The organism is Floridaenema flaviceps BLCC-F50 (genome assembly GCF_041929275.2).
Taxonomy (GTDB): Bacteria; Cyanobacteriota; Cyanobacteriia; order Cyanobacteriales; family Aerosakkonemataceae; genus Floridanema; species Floridanema flaviceps.
The window spans coordinates 1972609-1995728 of the sequence record NZ_JBHFNR020000001.1; the positions used below are offsets into that span (position 1 = coordinate 1972609).

Genomic DNA, 23120 nt, shown 5'->3' on the forward strand with positions numbered 1-23120 from the left:
AGTCTTTTGGTGGATGCCAACCAGCAATTACCCAATAGCTACGAACTTCCAAAACATCGGCATCTTCACTTAATTTTAGTGCTGCAACTGTCGCCCGCCCAGTCGGTGTTTTTCCTATAATACGAATACTATCTTCAGCCCACTGGAAATGCTCAGACCAAACTTGGGTACGTGGATTAAAAAGACTTACTTGTTCGCTACTTTCTGGATCAACAGCAATCGTTTTGTCACTTTTGTAGCGATTACAAATTGGACAAGCTAACCATAAATTAGATTACATCATTGCTGCCACCTTTAGAGACGGGGATAATATGTTCTATCTCCAAACGTGCCATCACTAAATGCTGGGGACTTAAACAGTAACCACAGCGATTTATAGCAGCAGTACGAACGCGACGTTCTATTTCTACAGGGATGTAAATGCGAGACATTACTATTAATTAATAGCAGGTTTCAATCCACGTTCAACAGCTACCTTAAAAGCCTGGGCTTTCCGCAATAAACCATGTCGATAGACTTGCATTAATTCATCTAGTTGTTTAAATTCTGCATCATTAAGTTGTGCTTCTCTGTTACCTGCTAAAAGCTCACTTAAAGTTTCTTGCCGATCGGGTTCCATTTGCAGTTCGCAGAGAGCCAAAACCTGTTCATCTGGTAGGGAATCTACAGGTAATTCGCTAATAGCACGATCGATCCACTCTACCAACAGATCTTCAACTTTCCGATGTGTAAGAGCAGCGATTTCTTTGGCTTTTTTTGCTAAGGATTCAGATAGTTCAAGTGTAACAATTTCCGCCATTTTCTTTATTTCCACATCCCGCATAACATATTTTACAATACCTCCTCTAATCATTGCTCAAGTATAGAGTAGCGATCGCCCCTCTCCTCCTCTTCTTTCATCTTCTCTTCCTTCGCGTCCTTTGCGTCCTTTGCGGTTCAAAAAAATAACCCTCTGGCATCCCAACAAGATATCCTTAAAAAAGAACCCCATTAACTTGCCAGCATGAACTCCCAAAACCCCAGACAACTGGCATTTCTCACCTTACGAGACATTCACAAAGGCGCTTATGCAGATGTCGCCTTAGATCGTTTTCTACGTGCATCAAACCTCAACGACATAAATCGAAAATTTGCCACCGAATTAGTTTATGGTAGTGTCAGAAGACAGCGCACACTTGATGCAATTATTGACCAATTAGGTAAAAAGAAAGCTCATCAACAACCAACAGATCTCCGCACCATTTTACATTTAGGTTTATATCAATTAAGATATCTTACTAACATTCCTGTTTCTGCTGCTATTAATACTACTGTTGAACTAGCAAAAGAGAATAAATTTGCTGGACTTAGCGGAGTTGTAAATGCTTTGTTGCGCCAGTACGATCGCATCTCCACCACCAACCAAGACCCATTAATTTTACCAGAAAACCTCGTTGAAAGATTAGGAACTTTATACAGCTTTCCTAATTGGATAATTCAATTGTGGTTAGAACAATGGGGAGAAGCGGAAACGGAACAATTGTGCGAATGGATGAATCAAACTCCGGCGATCGATCTCAGAATTAATCCTTTAAAAACCACCCTTGAAGAAGTAGAAAACATTTTTAAATCAGCAGATATTTTAGTTAGAAAAATTCCTCATCTTCCCCAAGCTTTAAGGTTAATTGGGAGTACTGGCGCAATTCAAAATTTACCAGGTTTTAAAGAAGGTTGGTGGACTGTACAAGATAGTAGCGCCCAAATGGTAACACATCTGTTAGATCCGCAACCGGGAGAAACCATAATTGATGCTTGTGCCGCACCTGGAGGAAAGACGACACATATTGTAGAATTGATGCAAGATGACGGGAAAGTTTGGGCTTGCGATCGCACTCCTTCCCGCTTAAAAAAACTGCAAGAAAACGCCCAAAGATTGGATTTAAAATCAATTGAAATTTGCACTGGCGATAGTCGCAACTTTCCCCAATTTACCAATGTAGCCGATCGAGTTTTACTCGATGTACCTTGTTCTGGTTTAGGAACTTTACACCGTCACGCCGATGCGCGTTGGCGACAAACTCCCGAAAATGTTAAAGAATTATCAATTTTGCAGAGAGAATTGTTAGATAGTGCATCTAAGTATGTTAAACCTGGAGGGAGTTTGGTTTATTCTACCTGCACTTTGCATCCCTTAGAAAACGAACAGGCGATCGAAGATTTTCTCACCACTCATGCAAATTGGCAAATTGAATTACCTGCTGCTAATTCACCAATATACTCGTTTGTCACGCCGTCAGGGTGGATTAAAGTTTTACCACACCGAGAACAGATGGACGGGTTTTTTATGGTACGTTTGCGATCGACTACCAGTTGTCTAGCAGCAAATTCTTTATTAATCTAATAGATAAAATCAAGGAAAAAAACAATGGTTTCAGATTCAGATATTACAATTCTCTTCAAGATTCTCGTAGGTGTAGCTTGGATTGATGGTAAAGTTCAACCAGAAGAACGAGAATATTTATACCGACTGGCGAAAGAAAAGGGTGTGGAGAACGATCCAGAAATTTATCCCTGGCTTTATGAATTCCTCACAGTTCCACCCAGCCAATGTTATGAATGGGTACAAGAGTATTTAGGCGATCGTCCTTCTTCTGAAAAATGCCAAAATTTAATTGAAGCGATCAGTGCCTTAATTTACAGTGATAGCGAAGTTACCTCTGAAGAAGCGCAACTAATTAACACTATTCAACAATTAGATCCCGCAAATCACCCACCACAGACAATGCAAAGTGCTGTTTTGGGGGCAATTCAAAAACTTTACAAACGTTGGGTGATCAAACAAAATTAGCGATCGCACTACTAAATTTCCAAATTAGGATTTCAGATTTAGCCGAGAAGTTCTTTCAACAATCAGCAATCTGAAATCTCCAATCTGAAAGTATTATTAGTTGTTTATTAATTAGGCTTTGGGAGTACCAATACCAGGAGTTTCTTCTTTTTTCACTTCTGGAACAACAGAGGGGCGTTCTTTGTCTTCCCAGCCCACAGGACGCTTTGAATTATACCAAGCAATTGATCCGATCGTCACTGCGGCAATAAATCCGACCACATAAACTAAAGTAGCAGACACAGGAAAGTGAGGGGCATTAGCTGCGCTATTAGCTGCACTAGTCGCAGCTTCCATAAGTAGACTCATGTTCTAACAACTCCTTAAATTTTCACCTTATCTAAAGTATAAAGAATTGAAAAAAATTATCATCCTCCAGAAGTTCGAGGCTAAAAGGCAGAGGAACTTTAGGGCAGGGGGCTCTCGGAGCACAGGGGAGTTTTTCCCTAACCGTTCGGACTTCCGCGTGAGCGCTCAGTCGAACGCTGACCAAGACGGAAGCCCCTAACCCCTAGCCCCTAATCCCTAATCCAGCCCCAGTCAAGAGTCAAGAGTCAAGAGTCTCCTACCTGATTTGGTGAGTATTGAGTTCAAAGCTAGGTGCGGGTGCGGGTGCGGGTGCGGGTGCAGCCTGCGGAGTAGCTTGCCTTCTGGTGCGAGTTCTGGTGGAACTCGCACCACTAGAACTGTTGTATGTTCTGCGAGAGCGTTTGGGTTGGTAGGTTGGCGGACTGCTAGACTGCTCAACGCTCCTGCGTCTTTGACGTACTACAGGCTGCTGTGTTGCAGAACTGCTAGTGTTGGATTGGTAAGAGCGACGGCGGGGACGATCGTTGCTTTGGCTGCTACTCGAATTAGAAGTAACAGCAGTGTTTTGAGAATACCGACGACGGGGACGGAATGTGGTTTGGGTAGAAGTCGTGTTAGAAGTGCTGACACTGCTTTGCTCAATGCGCCGACGACGGGGACGGAATGTAGTTTGGGTAGAAGTCGTGTTAGAAGTGCTGACACTGCTTTGCTCAATGCGCCGACGACGGGGACGGGATGTGGTTTGGGTAGAAGTCGTGTTAGAAGTGCCGACACTGCTTTGCTCAATGCGCCGACGACGGGGACGGGATGTGGTTTGGGTAGAAGTCGTGTTAGAAGTAACTGCGGTGTTTTGAGAATACCGACGACGGGGACGAGAAACTGTGGGTGTACTGCTGGTAGCAGCTGGGCTAACTTCTCTTCGGGATCTTGGCCTACGTTCTGGTTCTGTGTTGCTATCCTCTGTTCTGCTAGCTGTAGCCTGAATATTAGACATTTTTTCTGGTTTGATCGGTAGAAGAGCTACTACACCTTTGCGACCTTCCAGTTTAGGACGTTCGGGGAATTTCTCGATCGGGATATCTTCCACCGCTTTCACCATAAATTTATTCCAAGTCCGGGCGGCGGTAGCACTAGTTCCCCAAGTCGGCGAGTTATCATCGTTTCCTAACCAAACGCCTGTGACTAGTTGGGGAATATAACCCACAAACCACAAATCGCGGGCTTGATCGGAAGTACCTGTTTTGCCTGCAACTTGGCGATCGAACAATTGCGCCGGACGACCTGTACCATCATTGACCACATCTTGCAGCATCCAACTCATGATTGCCGCTGTTTCTCCATCCAAAGCTTGTTGCGGCTGCGGTTTGGCTTCAAAAATTACTTTACCCTGTTGGTCAATTACCCGGCGAATTCCGTATCCTGGAGCGTGCATACCTTTAGCCGCAAAGGTGCCATAAGCGTTCGTCAATTCTAAAAGATTGACTTCCGAAGCACCCAAAGCCAGGGAGTAAGTGGGCTTAAGTTCTGACTTGATGCCCATTTTGTGGGCAATATCAATTACTGGTTGGAATCCCGTATTGATTAACACTTTTACGGCAACTGTGTTAACTGATAAAGTCAAGGCATCTCGCATCGAGATCCAGCCGCTATAGTCATCACTGTAGTTTTTCGGCGTATAATCATCTACCTGGAAAGGCGCATCCAAGTAACCGCGATAGGGTGAGATCCCACCAGCAATAGCCGTAGTGTACAAAAATCCTTTAAATGTGGAACCTGGTTGACGTTGGGCTTGGGTGACACGATTAAATTGGGTATTTTCAAAATCTGTCCCCCCTACCATTGCTTTGACTTCACCATTGCGGGGATCGATGGCGACTAAGGCTGCTTGTTGAAATCCTTGTTCTTTGCCGTTTTCGCTAACTACTTGATCGACTACTTCTTCAGCAACTTTTTGCCACTTAGGATTTAGGCTAGTTTCTACAGTTAAACCACCTGCTTCGATCGCATCTTGCGGCACATATTTCGGTAATTCCTGTTGAATATAGGAAGTAAAGTAAGCCGCTTGTGTGGAAAGTCGTTTTGGTGCGGCTGGCTTGAGCGCTAAAGGTTCAGCCGAAGCCGCTTGCGCTTGATCTTTGGTGATAAAACCTGCATCTACCATGCGGTTTAACACTATATTCCGTCTTTCTAAAGCTATTTTCGGATTGGCGAGCGGAGAAAAAGTTGAAGGTGCAGGTGTTACTCCCACAATCGTCGCTATTTCTGGCAAAGTCAAATCACTAGTTGGCTTACTGAAATAAACCCAAGCCGCATCAGCCACCCCGTAAGCACCTTCACCCAAATAAACTAAGTTCAGATACCTTTCCAGAATCTTGTCTTTTTTCATCTCTTTCTCAATCTTCTGCGCCAGCATCACTTCCTGAACTTTCCGAGTAATGGAGCGTTCTTGATTGAGAAAAACAATTCTGGCTAGCTGTTGAGTAATGGTACTTCCACCTTCCACCACGTTTCCGGCACTGATATTGGAAACAAAAGCCCGTCCCACACCTTGCCAGTCTACTCCCTGATGTTGGTAAAAGCGACGGTCTTCTGAGGCAATAAAGGCTTGCACCAGTTGAGGTGGCATTTGCTCTAATTGCAGCTTTTCTCTAGTCGCTGGGCCAACCTGTTGCAGAATCGTCCCGTCTTCTGCTTTGATCGTCAGAGTTCCATCTCGGACAAAGGTGAGAACATCATTGGGTGAAGGTAAGTTGCGCTCCAATGTCCACCAAGTAATCCCTGTCACCAGTGCGCCACCACCTAATGTGACGGCTGCCCCGGCCAAGAGCCAGAATTTCTTTGTCCGGTATACCGGATTATTGGGGTCTAACCAAGGTGAATCTAGGACAGATTCGGGAATATGTAGTTTAGTGGCAATTTCTCTGGTCTTCTGTTTCAGGTTACTTAACCTTCCGGTGCTGCCTGTTTCCTGATTTTGTTCCGCATCTTCTTCACTTTCAGCTATTTCTGCTTCCGTAGCAGCGGAAAAACTCCCCAGTTCTTCTAAACTATTTATTTGAGTAGGCTCAAGTGGATCTTGGGAAGTTCCGGGGGTAATTGGAGAACCATCCTTTGTCACCTCTTGGCGGGCTGTAGGTTGCTCAATTTCTGTTTCTCTGCCAGAGGTCTGTTCCGGTTGTGATTCAGAGCCACTGAACTTGGTCGAAATTTCTTGCAGTTTGGGAATAAATTTTGTCACGATACTGCCTCACACACGATACGGGCCAAGTTTAAATTCGTTTTATTTTCGGTTTTATTTATCGAATTTGCGCCCCTATACCTCTCCGTAATAGACCATCGGTAGCAGAGCGAGTCACTATGAGTTAAAATTTTAGCTCATCTCTTCACTTTAAACACTCATTTAGGTTAATCCACTCTTTGATTCTGGTCAATTAGCCTGCAAGTCGATAATAAACTGAATGGCTACCAACCATTCGCTCGGACAAACTAACAAAAAATTTGTTCGGGAGTGAGGGAGTGAGGGAGTTCCCTTCCCTCACTAAATTGTCCCGCTTGATTACCGATCGCCAACTGAATTTCGGGAATGCGATCGATCAATCAATAGAGTACAGGCTAGGCGATCGCGTTGACACAAATCCATCGAGCCGAATATTCTATCTTAGTGGAGTTCCCTTGACTCCTGGGACAACAAACTTTAACCAAAGTTCAACAACCCCGTCCTTTTTAGGACGGGGATTGACCGAACCAATTCGGGCAACGTAAGCGTTGAATAGCCCATTGAGACTTGATTTGGTACAGACTTCCGAATACTTGTGCGATTCGTTGGGTAGAAACTAACCCTGAAATGGGTGGAGGATTACCCGCAAGGTAAATGAACCTTGACAACTGAGAGAACCATGTAGGTGAGGATAAGTATCCTAGAAAGCCCAAATCCTACCGCGCAGGTGCAGCGTTGACAGCACACAGAATATAGCTTCTAGCTATATCCCCCAGGTTGGCGACTAGCCATCAAAGCCTGAAGCGGGGGTGAAAGGCGGCTCTGTTTTAAGCCTATGAAATATCCGTCGAGCGAAGTGTCCATGAGTAAGTAAAACTGAAGTCTACGTTATAACCATCGTTAGGAAGAACCAAAAAACCCATAAGGGTTGCGAAATTAGGCTGATACGCTGGAGCCAAAAGGCAATAGATAAAGGGATTGGCAAGTGGGTATTTGACCAATAAGCACTCCCAATAAACTCGGTGGAGAGTAGACACTCTAAAGACACACAGTATGGTTCCCTCGGAACGAAGTAACCCTTCGTATGCTCTTAGGGCGGTCGATTCCCTAAGTAGGTGCTAACCGGATGCTGCGAAGGGGGAGATTGAGTCAGAAGCGAACGCCTTGGGTAATGTCAGGGATATGCTGACGGACTCACGATAATGCAGATAGTAGAGGTACAAGTAGCAGTAAATATGTCTAAAACGAGTGTAAAAGCTACGGTGGAATGGAAGAATTTACCTTGGAAGAAAATTGAAAAGGTAGTCTTCAAGCTGCAAAAGCGCATCTACAAAGCTTCTAGTCGTGGTGATATTAAAGCAGTTCGCAGACTCCAAAAGACGTTGATGAAGTCTTGGTATGCAAGATGTTTAGCGGTTCGTAGAGTTACCCAGGATAACCAAGGGAAGAAAACGGCTGGTGTGGATGGCGTTAAGTCGCTAACCCCAAAGCAACGTTTGAACCTAGTCGGTAAATTGAAACTTGGGACAAAAACCAGCCCGACCAGGCGAGTATGGATTCCTAAGCCCGGAACGGAAGAGAAGCGACCTTTGGGTATACCTACAATGAAAGACCGCGCATTGCAAGCGTTAGTCAAACTGGCACTAGAACCAGAATGGGAAACGCGATTTGAACCTAACTCATACGGGTTCAGACCTGGACGCTCATGCCATGATGCGATTGAGGCAATATTTATCAGTATCAATAAAAAGCCTAAATATGTGCTAGATGCTGATATAGCCAAATGCTTCGACCGCATCGACCATGAAACACTGCTAAGAAAATTAAATACATTCCCCACCATGAGAAGACAATTAAAGTCTTGGTTAAAAGCGGGAGTGATGGACGGTAAGCAGTTGTTTCCTACACTTGAGGGTACGCCACAAGGCGGGGTCATTTCTCCGCTATTGGCTAACATCGCCCTTCACGGCTTAGAAGAAATGTTGAAGCAATACATAGAAACATTTCCTCTTAAATATCCCAGTGGCAAAGTCATGCCCAAAAGGGATAAAAGGCAAAGTTTGTGTGTCATAAGATACGCAGACGATTTCGTGATTCTCCACGAAAACCTAGCCGTTGTCCAAAAGTGCAGAGAGATAGTCTCTGAGTGGTTAAAAGGTATGGGTTTGGAATTAAAACCCAGTAAGACGAGACTTGCCCATACCCTCGTACAGTGTGAGCAGGAAAAACCAGGATTCAATTTTCTTGGTTTTTATATTAAACAATTTCCGCAAGGAAAACATCAATCAAAACAGGGTTTTAAGACAATCATCACCCCAAGCAAAGAAAAACTTAAGATACATTATGACCAAATCGCAAAAGTTATTACAGCCCATAAAGCTGTGTCACAAGCGGCACTAATCAAGCATATAAACCCTATTATCAGGGGATGGGCTAACTATTATGCGACTGTAGTAAGTAAGGAAGCTTACACAGACTTAGACAACCTTGTGTATCAAAAGTTATATGCTTGGGCAAAACGCCGCCACCCCCAAAAATCATGGGAATGGGTGTCAAATAAGTATTGGCAATCAATAGGCGGTGATAACTGGGTATTCGCAACCAAAGGGAGTAATCCCCTACAATTACTTGACCATGCTGACACTCCGATAGTGCGCCATGTGAAAGTTAAAGGCAAAGCGTCACCATACGACGGCGACCTAGTTTATTGGAGTACAAGAATGGGTAAAAGTCCTGAATTGTCAACCAGGGTTGCAGAACTTTTGGAAAAGCAAAAAGGGAAATGTACCCACTGCGGATTACATTTTAAAAACGAAGATGTGTGGGAGATAGACCATATCATTCCTAAATCGAAAAATGGAGGGAAGGGTAAAAATAATCTACAACTCCTACATCGACATTGCCATGATAAAAAGACGGCCAGCGATGGTAGTTCTGGTAACAAATCTGGCTGTAACAGTGCCAAACCTAAGCCACTTCTCAATTCAGATTATCAATGGATTGAGGATATGTTGGTAAAGAAGTATGCGTGACAAAGCACTGCATTGTTGAGGAGCCGAATGAGGCGAAAGTCTCACGTTCGGTTTTGAAGACCAGTGGGGCTGGTGACAGTCTCACTGAGTTTAATCCCTAGTTCGGATACTTCTAATCCTGATTGGTGCAGGAGTTGGGCAAGCCAAGACATCTTAATCAAGTTGGGCGAAGGGACTTAAACAATTTTGGGTTATACCAAATTATGCGAGTTCCAGTTACTTCAATTGACAATCAACCCCTAATGCCAACCACCCCTGCCAGAGCTAGGAAATGGATTCAATCTGGTAAGGCAATAAAACGTTGGTCAGATAGTGGACAATTCTATGTTCAGCTAACAGTAGAACCATCAGGTCGTGCTACTCAGGGTATTGTTATTGGCATCGATCCTGGAAAGAAATATTCCGGGATTGGTGTTCAATCATCTAAATTCACCCTTTATACAGCGCATTTAATCCTACCCTTCCAAACAGTGAAAGACCGGATGGAAGCAAGGAGGTTAATGCGACGTGGGCGTAGAGGAAGAAGAATTAACCGAAAAGTTGAATTCTCAAAACGCACTCATCGCCAAAAACGGTTTGATAATCGTCGCCAAGGTAGACTTCCTCCTTCAATTCGAGCCAACCGTCAACTTGAACTTAGGATTGTGTCTGAACTGTGCAAAATCTACCCAGTCACAGCTATTAGATTTGAATATGTTCGAGTTGATGTAGATTTAACATCTGGGCGGAAAAAGGCTCGCACTGGGAAAGGTTTTAGCCCTGTGATGGTAGGGTTAGTGCGATTCGTTGGTTTGAAAGCCGCCTGAAATGGCAGGCAGGATAAGCCGCTTGGTACAAAAGAGGACTCTACATCCTCCTAGAATCTTGACAACTTAACAGCCATGTTGGTGAGGGCTAGTATCCTAGAACCCCCAAGTCCAACCGCCCAGGTGCTGGGTTGAAAGCACACAAAGCGCCCTCTTGAAGGGTGTCCCTTACAAAGGAGACTAGCCATCAAATTTGTAACGCAGGGGTGAAAGCCTACGGGCAAGCAAGAGCCTATGGGTAGGAATACGAAGCTACGTTTGAACCATCGTAACCATGCGTCCGAAAGGAAAGGTTATGGGCTGGCAATTTTGTCCTTGACCAGTTAGCACCCCGATTGAACCCGGTGGACAGTAGCGCCCTAAAGGTTTCAAACAAATGGCTGTTAGGAACGAAGTAACCCTCCCGTATGCTCTCTTTGGAGGTCGATACCAGAGAGCAGGTGCTAACCGAATGCTACGGGATGGGAGGGATTGAGTCAGAAGCGAATGACCTGGGTAACACCAGGTATATGCCGACAGACTCACGGTGATTTGAAAGATAGAGAACACAGTAGCAATGAATAAGACTAAAACGCAGGAAAAACTGACGGTGGTATGGAACGCCATAGACTGGCGAAAGCTGGAGAAACGGGTGTTCAAGTTGCAAAAACGTATCTATCAAGCCTCTCAGCGTGGCGATGCTCGTGCAGTTCGCAAACTCCAAAAGACCCTGATGAGGTCTTGGTCTGCCAAATGTTTGGCTGTCCGTCGAGTAACGCAGGATAACACTGGCAAAAAGACAGCCGGGGTGGATGGTATCAAAAGTCTCGCACCAACCCAGCGACTTGAGTTAGTTAATAACCTGAAACTATCCCGAAAAGCTAGCCCAGTAAGAAGGGTGAACATACCCAAGTTAGGAACTTCTGAGAAGAGGGGACTAGGGATTCCAACGATGACAGACCGTGCCTCACAAGCATTGGTAAAACAAGCATTAGAGCCAGAATGGGAAGCTCGCTTCGAGCCAAATTCCTATGGTTTCAGACCTGGACGCTCGTGCCATGATGCGATTGAGGCAATATTCACAGCAATTAACCAGAAAGCCAAATACGTGCTAGATGCGGATATTGCCAAATGCTTCGACAAAATCAACCATGAAGCACTGCTCAACAAATTAAATACATTCCCCACCATCCGCCGCCAAATACGTGCATGGTTAAAAGCGGGAGTGATGGCTCGTTCAAAGCTGTTCCCGACATCTGAGGGTACGCCACAAGGAGGGGTGATATCCCCCCTATTGGCAAACATAGCCCTTCACGGCATGGAAAATCGAATCAACCAAGTTTTTCCTACGATGGTCAAACAGTCTAGGGTGACTTGGTTTCACAAAAAGGGGGAAACATTCCGTACCCCCAATGTCATTCGATACGCCGATGATTTCGTGGTAGTTCACGAAAATCTAGCCGTTGTCCAAAGATGCCAGCAGATAATTGCCGAGTGGCTAAATGGCATGGGATTAGAATTAAAGCCATCAAAAACCCGCATATCCCATACCCTCACGGAGTACGAAGGAAACACGGGTTTCGATTTCCTGGGGTTTAACATTCGCCAGTACCCAATAAGTATAAAACGGTCTGGGAAAAGCTCAAAAGGCGAACCTCTAGGCTTTAAGACACTCATCAAGCCAAGCCAGAAAGCGATAAAACGTCATGTAGAGGAAATAGGCGACATCATCAAAGCCCATAAGTCAAAGCCCCAAGAGGCTCTTATCGGGAAACTCAATCCGGTAATACAAGGGTGGGCAAACTACAACTCTACACAAGTCAGCAAAGAAACGTTTTCAACGATAGACCACATAGTCTATCAACAGCTTTTGGCTTGGGCTAAATACACCCACAGTGGTACACCACATAAAGAAATCATCCGTAAATGCTGGATGACGGTGGGAAACAATAACTGGGTATTCGCAACCAGGGACGAGCAAGGAAATCTCGTTCGGTACGCACTCATGTCAAGACTCCTATAGTCAGGCATGAGAAAGTTAAAGGCGAAGCTAGTCCTTATGACGGCAACCTAGTGTACTGGTCAACTAGAAGGGGTAAACACCCAGAATGTCCTGAGAAAGTAGCCAAACTCCTCAAGGTTCAAAAAGGGAAATGTAATAGATGCGGATTGCACTTCAGAGAAGACGACTTGCTCGAAATCGACCATAAACTCCCCACCTCGCAGGGTGGGAAGGACGTATTGAGCAACCGTCAGCTACTGCACAGACACTGCCACGACCAAAAAACTGCTAAGGATGCTCTGAGGCAAAAGAGGCAGTTGGCACAAGAAGAGTTAGCGAGGTATTTGGATGATAACCCATTCTAACCGCCTAACCCTAACCGAGGGAAGAGGTGCCCATGACAAGGGTCAAGTTACTGAGGAACCGTGTGACGGGAAACTGTCACGCACGGTTTTGAAAGGGAGACGGGAGGTAGCAATATCTCCCGCCGACCCAAACAAATGGATGGTTGGTCAATTAGAGCAATTAGCTCCCGTAACCACAATTTACGGATATCAAACTGCAAATACCCGTGAACACCTGGGATTAGTTAAGAACAAAGCTGATAAATCCAAGGCAGAGTTTACTACTCACGCAGTTGACGGGGTAGCAATTGCCGCCTCTCACTTTGTCGAATATCGTCAATATCACAAAATTAAGGAAAGTGGCGGAAATTGGTTTGGTTCAGTTGCGATTACCTCTGTGCCATTCTTTGTGATTCGCCGCCCTCCCTATAGTCGCCGTCAACTACATTTAATGGTTCCAGCTAAAGGCGGAATTAGACGCAAGTATGGCGGTTCTACAACTCGTCATGATGTTCGCAAGGGTGATTTAGTCAATTCTCCTAAAGGGATTGGCTACGTTAGCGGCGACACAGACAGACAAATATCTGTCAGCGATGCTAACTGGAAACGGTTAGGACAGATAGCATCTAGCAAAGTAACGTTAATTCGTCGTTCCAACGGATTTATCGTATCTAACTAGATTCAAGTAAAGCCGTCCTCCGCTTCGCTGGCATGACGGGGTTTCAGACCCATTTTTTGTGATGAATTGCCACCAACTAATAATTTCAGCGTAGCGAATCCACTTTTGGTAGTCGTTAAATATAATGTTTCTCCCTATCTTGTCAATTCCCCTGTAAAATATTTAAGATCAAAATCTTGGTTGATTGTTGATTAAGGAATACTCATATTAAGGAGTTTGGTGAGGATGAACGCTAAAACATTCGTTGCTATTATCAGTGCTGCTTCCGTGCTAGCTGGTTGTGAATTTAATTTGTGGGGGCCAAGTGTTAGTGATGTATCAGTCTGCGAAAAGGCTAATCCATTAGAAGGTTGTGAAAAAGAGCAAAATACTTTTAAAACAACCACCCCCCGGATATTCGCTACAGCTAAAATAGATAATGCTGTGGAAGGAACAAAGGTAAAAGTACTTTGGCGCTTAAATCAAAGCGCAACAGCCAAAAATGTTCGCATCTATGAGAAAGAATTTACCACCAAATTAGATCAAAATCAAATCACTACTGCTTTAGCTCCGGGGAAGAGTTGGCAACCTGGAAAATACGAAGTCTCCTTTGTCATAGTAGGAGATGAATCTAAGCGGGAGAGTGAAAAGTTTGAAATTAAATAATGGTTGCTTCGCTTTATTTGTTGGTTGCGTTTTCATCCACACCCACTCTTGGGATGTGGCTTTCAACGCAACATTTCAGTAAAATTTCCAACTAGGACAATTAAATTAACCTTTAGAGTATCCCAACTTTCTTAAGCTAAAAAGCTGCTTGGATGGTGGGATATTGTTATATTTGAACGTAAACAGGTTTCTTTCTTTTGCCAAAATCAGCTTAACAGATGACAAACATTGACATTTTGGGATTTATTGCTGCCGCTTTAACTACGATCGCTTTTGTACCGCAATTGGTAAAAACTTGGCAAACAAAGTCAGCAGGGGATGTTTCTTTGGGAATGTTATTTACCTTTTGTACAGGAGTATTTTTATGGTTATTGTACGGTATTTTCATCCAATCTTGGCCCGTAATTACGGCTAATTTCCTGACTTTAATTTTTAACTTGCTAATTTTATCGCTTAAGATCAGATTTGAGAAAGTATAATTCTACTGAAATTGATCGATCGTGAACTCTGCTATATTTGCTGCTGAACGGTTGCTATTTACAAAAGCAACGCCCAACACCGATGCTATTCCCACTATTTTCGCTTTCCCCAATGAGTATACAGTGGGAATAACTAGCCTTGGCTATCAAATTGTCTGGGCAACTTTGGCAATGCGTTCTGATTTAGAAGTCAAACGATTATTTACTGATATTCACGAAGAATTACCCATAAATCCTCAGTTAGTTGGATTTTCTGTGTCTTGGGAACTGGATTATATTAATATCCTGAATTTACTGGAATTTTTAGAAATCCCCCTGCGTTCCTCAAGACGTGCTGATTCAGATCCCTTAATATTTGGTGGCGGCCCAGTTTTAACTGCTAATCCCGAACCTTTTGCTGATTTCTTCGATATTATTCTCTTAGGAGATGGCGAAAATCTCTTAGATAATTTTATTGATGCTTACCAGGAAGTTCGTGACGCTGATAGGCAAACTAAACTGCAAAGATTAGCCCTAGTTCCTGGGGTTTATGTTCCTAGTTTATATGAAGTAACCTATCAAGAAGCTACAGGTGTAATTAAATCAATTCAACCAATTAATAACCAAATTCCTGCCCAAGTTGAAAAACAAACTTATCGGGGAAATACTTTATCTGCTTCCACTGTGGTGACAGAAAAAGCTGCTTGGGAAAATATCTATATGGTGGAAGTGGTACGCAGTTGCCCGGAAATGTGCCGCTTTTGTTTAGCGAGTTATTTAACTTTGCCTTTTCGCACTGCGAGTTTAGAGGGTTCGTTAATTCCGGCAATTGAAAAAGGTTTGGAAGTAACTGATAGATTGGGATTACTTGGTGCGTCGGTAACTCAGCATCCAGAGTTTGAAAATTTGTTAGATTATTTAGCCCAACCAAAGTACGATAATGTGCGGTTAAGTATTGCTTCGGTGCGAACAAATACGGTGACGCAGAAGTTAGCGGAAATTTTAGCAAAACGCGATACTCGATCGCTAACCATCGCTGTAGAAAGCGGTTCGGAAAGATTGCGGCAAATTATTAATAAAAAGTTAGAAAATCAAGAGATTATCCAAGCTGCTGTTAATGCTAAAGCAGGTGGGTTAAAAGGAATCAAACTTTATGGGATGGTAGGTGTTCCGGGAGAGGAATCATCTGATTTAGATGCAACTGTAGCGATGATGCGGGAAATTAAAAAAGCTGCACCAGGATTAAGATTAACTTTAGGATGTAGCACTTTTGTTCCGAAAGCGCATACACCTTTTCAATGGTTTGGAGTGAATAAGCAAGCTGAAAAAAGATTGAAGTATTTGGAAAAACAATTAAAATCGCAGGGAATAGAATTTCGTCCAGAAAGTTATAATTGGTCGGTAATTCAAGCTTTAATTTCTAGGGGCGATCGCAGATTATCTCATCTGTTAGAATTGACTCGTAATTATGGCGATTCTTTGGGTAGCTATCGTCGCGCTTTTAAAGAATTGCGGGGAAATTTACCCGAATTAGATTATTATGTTCATACTAATTGGGATTTAGACCAAGTTTTACCTTGGAGTCATTTAATTGGGCCATTGCCAGTAGCAACGTTACAAAAACATCGTAGCATGGCGATCGCCAATTTCCCCCAAGCCAAAGATTAATTTTAATACATAAATTTTCAAAGAAATATTAAGAATAATAGGCAACAGCAGAATTAGAAGAGTAGGCTAGTAATTATCTAAAACTGCTGAATTTTACTCTTAAATTTAAAGGAGGAAATAATCGATGCCATGGCGAAAAAATGAGTATAATTACCAAAAAATAGTCGGGCAAATTGGTGTAGGTTTGGCGGCATCTTTGTGCTTATTAGCGGCACAAAACACTAATATTAATCCAGTTAAAGCTAACAGCATAGAAATTGCCCAAGCAGCTTCAGTTTGCGAAAGTAGCGGTGGTAGTCAATTTGTCAGTGCAGAAACCAAAAACTATTTAGTATATATTTGTGGCGGAGATAATCCCAATACCTATATTGGCATGGCGAAAAATGGAGGAAATAGCATTTCTTTACCTCTGCAAACTTCTACTAGAGACAGATTTGTAGCAGTGAATGGTGATACCAGTTATACTCTGACTCGGACTGAATTAATTGTTACTAAAAACGGGCGAGTTCTGGTTAAAGAAAGGGCTCAATGGAAACGATAATAGTGCAGTATAAGATTAATGAGCAACTTATCGATCGAATACTGTTATGCTGCATTTTAAATACTCCTCACTAATTGATGCACCAGTAGAAGTTGTCTGGAACTTTCACGAAAGACCAGACATTTTGCAAATTCTGACTCCCCCTTGGCAACCTGTGGAAATAGTCCGTCGAGAGGGGGGTTTAGATGTGGGTGCAATTACCGAATTTCGCATTTTATTAGGGCCATTTCCCGTAAGATGGGTAGCAAGGCATATTGAATGCGAAAAAAATCGCTTGTTTGTCGATCGGCAAATTAGTGGGCCAATGGAAAGTTGGGTACATCGGCATTTATTTACAGAAGAGAATGGCAAAACCAAACTCACCGATCAAATAGATTACGAAATACCAGGTGGATTAATAGCTGGATTAGTTTTAGAATGGTGGGTAAATGCGCGACTAACTGATATGTTTCGCTATCGCCATGAAGTAACAAAACGGGAATGTGAAAAGTAAGTTATTGCAGACAAAATTACTAATAAAATGCAAACAACAGCAGAATATTTCTGTGCTTATTGTGGCGAACCGAACTTAACATTTGTTGATTTGAGTGCGGGTGGACAACAGACTTATACTGAAGATTGTCAAGTTTGTTGTCACCCCAACGTTTTATATGTGCGCGTAGATGAAGAAAGTTTGGATGTAGAAATTGATACGGAATATGAAGGCTAAAAATTTATTCGCTTCTCTCTGGAATTAGATGATACCACAGTGTATCCCCGCTAGGAATTGAGGGTTGGGGAAAATTTAGGAGAGAGATAAATACTATCCTTAATCCAAAACCTTGTAGAGACGTTATATATAACGTCTCTACATTATCTGTAATCAACCGAACATGATATTAGTTATTGCTGAGTTAGATTAAACACTTAAGTAATTTTTCAGTAAATTTGCGGAAAGAGTTTTGGGGAATTGGAAGAATATATTAGTGAGCAATCAAGTAATTAATGGCTCATCAATAAACTTACCAAAATCATTACGAACTCATCGTTAAGTCAAGGTAAAATTAACACTATGCAACATAAATTAACTAACACAAAAGTATTAAAATTAGCTTTGGCAAGTGCTGGCGCATTGTTGTTTTTAGCTCCTTCTTTAGGAGCAAATGCACTGAGTAATTCTCAGCAAGATGGGTCAGAAAATAGAGATTCTTTCTTAGTTGCACAAGCTAATTGTCCTACTCGACGTTCTACAGTCGATCGCACATTTGAAACTCCCAATTATTACGTGACAATTTGCTCAGGAGACTCGCGCAACTCATTAGGTTATTATGTTGGTGCAGCGAAAGATGGTAGCGGTGGGATTACTGTTCCCTTGACACGCAGAAGCGGCGACAGATACATTGCAGCTAACGGAAATACAATTTATGCCGTCACACCTTATGAGTTGAGAGTAAGTGAAAATGGCAGAACAATTCTCAATGAAAGAATTTTAGCTGCTAGTGGCGATGACACTGTTTCCGCCAGAGGTTGTCGGAACAGAGAAAGCACTTTCGTAACAGCTGAAACAGCAAGTTATGTAATCTCAATTTGTGGTGGCGATCTTCCCGGTAGTTATGTTGGTGAGTCCAAAAATGGTAATGGAAGAATTAGATTACCGTTGCAAAGTTATGGACGCGATCGCTTTGTCGCTGTTAACGGAGGTACCCGTTATACCCTGACTCCCAATGAACTCAGAGTTACTCAAAACGGTCAAACTATCCTCAGAGAAACTGTTCGTAACTGGAATTAAATTTTTATCTTACAACTCTCCGAAATTAAAAACCCGGTTTCTTCTGTGAAACCGGGTTTTTCTCTTGAGTTAAACTTAACTTAGAGCAACAAGAAAATCTTGTGCAGTAATCAAATTAGCAGAAATGCCATTCAAAGTCGCTAACAATTCATTATTGTTAGTCAGACTAATCAAAGTGTTATTTCCGCTTTGGACAATGCTCAGTTGTGGGAAAGTCAAGTTACCAGACAAGACTAAGGAATCAACCCCATCTTGGAAGTCAACAATCACATCACTACCTTGACCAACAGCTAACACAAATTTGTCACTGCCGTTGCCACCCATGAGTGAGTCATTACCGCGATCGCCACTGAGTATGTCATTGCCATCGCGACCAATCAGAGTATCATTTCCTTGACCACCATAAATGGTATCATCTCCCACTTCGCCATTGATCCAATCAGCGCCTTGATTACCGAACAACAAATCATTGCCCGCACCACCGCAAATGTAATCGTCATCGCTGGGGGAAGCGTCACCACCATTAGCACCGACACCGCCGAAAATAGTGTCGTTGCCATCACAACCGCACAGACTGTCATTGCCATGATCGCCAAATAGCACATCGTCTCCGGCATCCCCGGAAGCTATGTCATGATCTTTCCCGGCGCGGATAGTATCATTCCCTTGTTCGCCAAAGAGCGAGTCATTGCCAGTGTTGCCATAAAGCAAATCATCACCGCTACCACCGAAGATTAAATCTCTCTCGTCGTTACCGGGAGCATCGCCACTACCGCCAAACAGGGTATCGTTGCCGTGATCGCCACCCAAGGTATCATTGCCTCTATCCCCATAAAGTATGTCATTGTCTTGACCACCACGCACGAAATCTTGACCTAGACCACCGCGCACCGTATCATTACCTTCATTACCGTTAACAAAGTCGTCACCTTCGTTACCGTTAGCGAAGTCGTCGCCAAAGCCTGCGCCAATCCAATCGCGTCCTTCACCACCAAAAGTTAAATCATTTCCCTTTCCACCAAGTACGTTATCGTCACCCTCTCTTCCTAACAACAAGTCGTTACCACCGAATCCGTGAAGCAGATCATTGCTGCTAGTACCAAACAGAGAATTATCTTCGTCATTATCCAATTGCGACTGCTCGGTGGAATTTAATGCCGATGAAACACCAGGCAAATTGTTGACATTGGGATGAATAATTTGCTCGCAGAAGCAATCTATATCTGAGTTGGCTGGTGCAGGTGAGAGGGTATTAGCAATGTTCAAATTGAATGGGTAATTAACACTAGCATTTGCCGAATCTGTCGCTTTCAATAAAATAGTGACATTTCCGGCATCGCTAGTAGTTGGAGTGCCCACAAAAGTGCGAGCAATTGGGTTAAAGAATAGCCAACTTGGTAAAGGATTCCCATTAGGTAAAGTGGCGGTGTAAGTGAGAATGTCACCCACATCCAGGTCTTTGAAAGTATCAGCAGCAAAAGTGAAATTAAACAAACTGTTGGTCGTGGCAGTTTGAGTGCTAATCGGGAGATTAAGGAAAGGCGGATTGTTAACTCGGTTAATTGTCAGGTTAACAGTAGCATCAGTATTGGAATAAGCTACACCATCAAAACCTTTCCAAGTAAAGTTAGTAGTCCCGTTCCAGCCAGTAGCAGGAGTAAAGCGGAGATTGCTAATATCGGTCAGGGCAATCTCTTGATTTTGGACGACATTGCTGTTACCTAATTGTAATGTACCGTTGTTGGGAAGAGTTGTAATTTTGATTTTACTCGGAGTAGTGCCACCGGCAGCGGTAAAGTCAGTAGCAGAGAAAGTAGTCGGCCCATTTTGAGTCCCAGTTTTGTTGGTGTTAGTGCCAACTAATGAACTGTCATCATTAACAATTGTGCCCACCCCTCGGTTATTAACTATCGTGCCATTACTCGGATTAGAAAGGTTGACTAAGAAGTTTTTGTTGGTTTCTGCAACTGTATTGCCAATCACAGCAACGGAGATATTCTTAGTTATTTCTCCGGGGTTAAAAGTGAGAACACCACTAGTGCTGTTGTAATCTTTAGAAGCAACGGAAATGCCATCAGCAGTAGCGTAGTTGACAGAAACAGTTTGATAGCTGGGGTTAGATAAAGTAACGGCAAAATTGAAGTTAGTAGTGCCACTGTTACCTTCATTTTGTGACACATCGGCAATGGCAATTCCAGGGAAAGAATCATCATTGTTGATGGTTCCTATAGCAGTTGCCTTAGCGATCGTCGCGTTGATGGGATCGGAGAGATTGACATTGAAGGTTTCGTTGGCTTCGTATCTGTTATCACCATTGGAAGTAACAGTAATAGTTTTCTTGGTTTCCCCTGGTTTAAAAACCAGATTCCCATAAGAGCGGTTGTAATCTGCATCTGCAAAATTTGCACTCCCATCAGTTGTGTCGTAATTAACGACGATGACTTGAGAACTGGGATTGCTTAAGGACACCTCAAAATTGTGGGCGACAGTACCACTATTACCTTCATTTTGGGGATTCGGGTTGCTGATAGAAATAGTGCTAGGGGGGGCTGCATCCAGGTTGAAGGATTGAGTAGCTGGTGCGATCCCACCTTTACCATCAGTGACATTGTATATGAGGTTGATAGTGCCGTTGTAATTGGCAGCCGGAGTAAAGCTCCAAGTGCCATTGTTATTGTTCACCAGGGTGCCGTTAGTGGCAGTCAGGTTGGATACTGAAAGGGGATCATTTTCTGCATCGGTGAACCCTGTGAGCAAGTCGATTTGGTTGATTGTGTAGACGGTATCTTGTTTGCCAGCAGCGAGGGTGGCTTTTGTGCCTGTCAGAGTGGGGGCATCGTTGACGTTGGTGAAACTAATCGTCACCCGAGAAGGAGGAGTAGGAGTCGTACCATCGCTGACTGAGACATTGTAACCCGGAGCATTTTCGCTACCATCATGAACAAATCGAACTTGTCCGTTGTTAATTTGCGCTTGAGTAAAACTGGTGATGGCAACTCCGACGTTACTAACTAATTCAAACCGCCCATTGGTGACACCAGTAATGCTATAAGTCAGTGCGGTAGCTGGAGTGTCGGAGTCAGTGGTGTTGAGATTAGTGCTACCCAGAACTACGCTTTGTCCTTCGGTGATGCTCAGGGTATTGGTCGTTAAAACAGGCGGGTTGTTGACGTTGGTGAAACCGATCGTCACCGCAGAAGGAGGAGTAGGAGTCGTACCATCACTGACTGAGACATTGTAACCCGGGGCGTTTTCGCTACCATCATGAACAAATCGAACTTGTCCGTTGTTAATTTGCTCTTGAGTAAAACTGGTGATGGCAACTCCGGCGTTACTAACTAATTCAAACCGCCCGTTGGTTACACCAGTAATGCTATAAGTCAGTGCGGTAGCTGGAGTGTCGGAGTCAGTGGTGTTGAGATTAGTGCTACCCAGAACTACGCTTTGTCCTTCGGTGATGCTCAGGGTATTGGTCGTTAAAACAGGCGGGTTGTTGATGTTGGTGAAAGTACCGATCGTTACAGCAGACGTGGCGCTAGTAGTATTCTCGTCACTAACAGTCACATTGTAGCTGGGGGCGAAATTGCTACCATCATGAACGAATCGAACTAGTCCGTTGTTAATTTGAGCTTGAGTAAAACTGGTAATCGCAGTGCCAGGGTTACTAACTAATTCAAACCGCCCATTGGTCACACCAGTAATGCTATAAGTCAGTCTGTTCGATTGAGTGTCGGGGTCAGTGGTGTTGAGATTAGTGCTACCCAGAACTACGCTTTGTCCTTTGGTGATGCTCAGGGTATTGGTCGTTAAAACAGGTGCGTCGTTGACGTTGGTGAAACTGATGTTCACAGGTGCAGGAGTAGTTCCCGGAGCAATACCATCGCTGACTGAGACATTGTAACCCGGAGCATTTTCGCTACCATCATGAACAAATCGAACTTGTCCGTTGTTAATTTGCGCTTGAGTAAAACTGGTGATGGCAACTCCGGCGTTACTAACTAATTCAAACCGCCCATTGGTGACACCAGTAATGCTATAAGTCAGTGCGGTAGCTAGAGTGTCGGGGTCAGTGGTGTTGAAATTAGTGCTACCCAGAACTACGCTTTGTCCTTCGGTGATGCTCAGGGTATTGGTCGTTAAAACAGGTGCGTCGTTGACGTTGGTGAAACTAATGGTGACAGGTGCAGGAGGAGTAGCAGTCGTACCATCGCTGACTGAGACATTGTAACCCGGAGCATTTTCGCTACCATCATGAACAAATCGAACTTGTCCGTTGTTAATTTGCGCTTGAGTAAAACTGGTGATGGCAACTCCGGCGTTACTAACTAATTCAAACCGCCCATTAGTCACACCAGTAATGCTATAAGTCAGTGCGGTAGCTAGAGTGTTGGGGTCAGTGCTGTTGAGATTAGTGCTACTCAGAACTACGCTTTGTCCTTCGGTGATGCTGAGGGTGTTGTTAACTAAAGTGGGAGCTGCAATGAGATTATTGATGGCAGCAGTAGAAAAGGCGAAATAGTTTGTAACAGTCTTCGTTCCCGTCAAAGCACCAAGGTTGTACTGAACGGCAACACCATTGTCCGTAGAAGAATCAGTGTTGTAGGTGTTTGTCAGGTTTCCACCATTAACTATCTGAGTAAAGGGGGTGCCGTAAAATCCAGAGTACCACTGACTGAACGGAGTATTACCCTCAATGTAACCCATCACGATTTCATCGGTTGCTTGAGGATTCTGCCTCACGCCAATGAATTGTGGGTTGCCACTAGTGTCGCTTATTTGCGATCCGTTTGCGTCCAGTCCATAGGC

The 23120-nt window shown here is 43.6% G+C and carries 17 protein-coding genes and 2 pseudogenes; 14 read left to right on the plus strand and 5 right to left on the minus strand.

All coding sequences use genetic code 11. From position 1 onward, the window contains the following. Positions 1–269: 269 nt before the first annotated feature. The gene (locus ACE1CI_RS09460; protein ID WP_413266143.1) at positions 270–431 is read right to left on the minus strand and encodes an HNH endonuclease; all 162 of its coding nucleotides are present in this window, start codon (positions 429–431) and stop codon (positions 270–272) included. Positions 432–436: 5 nt separating this feature from the next. Next, positions 437–853 carry a hypothetical protein gene (locus ACE1CI_RS09465; RefSeq protein WP_496615362.1) on the minus strand — a complete coding sequence of 139 codons (417 nt, stop codon included), beginning with the start codon at positions 851–853 and terminating at the stop codon, positions 437–439. Between the two features lie 150 nt (positions 854–1003). On the opposite strand from ACE1CI_RS09465, the gene ACE1CI_RS09470 reads away from it, so the two are divergent. Next, positions 1004–2380, plus strand: coding sequence for a 16S rRNA (cytosine(967)-C(5))-methyltransferase (locus ACE1CI_RS09470; protein WP_413266145.1), 1377 nt, complete (start codon positions 1004–1006; stop codon positions 2378–2380). Between the two features lie 24 nt (positions 2381–2404). Further along, a complete protein-coding gene (locus ACE1CI_RS09475; protein ID WP_413266146.1) occupies positions 2405–2827 on the plus strand; it encodes a tellurite resistance TerB family protein in 423 nt (140 codons plus the stop codon). Positions 2828–2938: 111 nt separating this feature from the next. On the opposite strand, the gene psb35 is transcribed toward ACE1CI_RS09475, so the two are convergent. Together psb35 and ACE1CI_RS09485 are read right to left on the minus strand one after the other, a co-directional pair. Further along, a complete protein-coding gene (psb35, locus tag ACE1CI_RS09480) occupies positions 2939–3175 on the minus strand; it encodes a photosystem II assembly protein Psb35 (RefSeq protein WP_413266147.1) in 237 nt (78 codons plus the stop codon). Between the two features lie 256 nt (positions 3176–3431). Continuing rightward, positions 3432–6413, minus strand: coding sequence for a PBP1A family penicillin-binding protein (locus ACE1CI_RS09485; RefSeq protein WP_496615363.1), 2982 nt, complete (start codon positions 6411–6413; stop codon positions 3432–3434). A gap of 278 nt (positions 6414–6691) precedes the next feature. Here ACE1CI_RS09485 and ACE1CI_RS09490 point away from each other — a divergent pair, with 278 nt between their 5' ends. The 12 genes and pseudogenes from ACE1CI_RS09490 (at position 6692) to ACE1CI_RS09545 (ending at position 18314) form a co-directional block, all read left to right on the plus strand. After that, a complete protein-coding gene (locus tag ACE1CI_RS09490; protein ID WP_413266149.1) occupies positions 6692–6937 on the plus strand; it encodes a hypothetical protein in 246 nt (81 codons plus the stop codon). 690 nt (positions 6938–7627) lie between these two features. Continuing rightward, on the plus strand, positions 7628–9424 hold the full coding sequence (gene ltrA / locus ACE1CI_RS09495; RefSeq protein ID WP_413266150.1) for a group II intron reverse transcriptase/maturase: 1797 nt from the start codon (positions 7628–7630) through the stop codon (positions 9422–9424). A 200-nt stretch (positions 9425–9624) separates the two neighbouring features. Further along, positions 9625–10197: pseudogene (locus tag ACE1CI_RS09500) on the plus strand (RRXRR domain-containing protein); the annotation flags it as partial. A gap of 589 nt (positions 10198–10786) precedes the next feature. Further along, positions 10787–12576 (plus strand): annotated as a pseudogene (ltrA, locus tag ACE1CI_RS09505) (group II intron reverse transcriptase/maturase). Next, complete coding sequence (locus tag ACE1CI_RS09510; RefSeq protein ID WP_413266154.1) at positions 12560–13234, plus strand: hypothetical protein; 675 nt, start codon at positions 12560–12562, stop codon at positions 13232–13234. Before ltrA (ACE1CI_RS09505) ends, ACE1CI_RS09510 begins: the two are co-directional and overlap by 17 nt. Positions 13235–13459: 225 nt before the next feature. Beyond that, a complete protein-coding gene (locus ACE1CI_RS09515; protein WP_413266155.1) occupies positions 13460–13879 on the plus strand; it encodes a hypothetical protein in 420 nt (139 codons plus the stop codon). Between the two features lie 218 nt (positions 13880–14097). Further along, positions 14098–14358, plus strand: a complete 261-nt coding sequence (locus ACE1CI_RS09520) for a SemiSWEET transporter (RefSeq protein WP_413266156.1) — start codon at positions 14098–14100, stop codon at positions 14356–14358. Between the two features lie 21 nt (positions 14359–14379). Then, positions 14380–16005 carry a B12-binding domain-containing radical SAM protein gene (locus tag ACE1CI_RS09525; protein ID WP_413266157.1) on the plus strand — a complete coding sequence of 542 codons (1626 nt, stop codon included), beginning with the start codon at positions 14380–14382 and terminating at the stop codon, positions 16003–16005. Between the two features lie 124 nt (positions 16006–16129). Next, positions 16130–16546: a hypothetical protein gene (locus ACE1CI_RS09530; protein ID WP_413266158.1), complete on the plus strand. Its 417-nt coding sequence runs from the start codon at positions 16130–16132 to the stop codon at positions 16544–16546. A gap of 46 nt (positions 16547–16592) precedes the next feature. Further along, positions 16593–17039, plus strand: coding sequence for an SRPBCC family protein (locus tag ACE1CI_RS09535; protein ID WP_413266159.1), 447 nt, complete (start codon positions 16593–16595; stop codon positions 17037–17039). Between the two features lie 27 nt (positions 17040–17066). Next, positions 17067–17255 (plus strand): CPXCG motif-containing cysteine-rich protein, encoded by a 189-nt coding sequence (locus ACE1CI_RS09540; RefSeq protein WP_413266160.1) that lies wholly within the window; start codon positions 17067–17069, stop codon positions 17253–17255. Between the two features lie 342 nt (positions 17256–17597). Beyond that, a complete protein-coding gene (locus tag ACE1CI_RS09545; protein ID WP_413266161.1) occupies positions 17598–18314 on the plus strand; it encodes a hypothetical protein in 717 nt (238 codons plus the stop codon). Positions 18315–18389: 75 nt separating this feature from the next. Here the strand turns inward: ACE1CI_RS09545 and ACE1CI_RS09550 are convergent, their stop codons facing one another. Continuing rightward, positions 18390–23054 carry a cadherin-like domain-containing protein gene (locus ACE1CI_RS09550; protein ID WP_496615364.1) on the minus strand — a complete coding sequence of 1555 codons (4665 nt, stop codon included), beginning with the start codon at positions 23052–23054 and terminating at the stop codon, positions 18390–18392. Positions 23055–23120 lie beyond the last annotated feature (66 nt).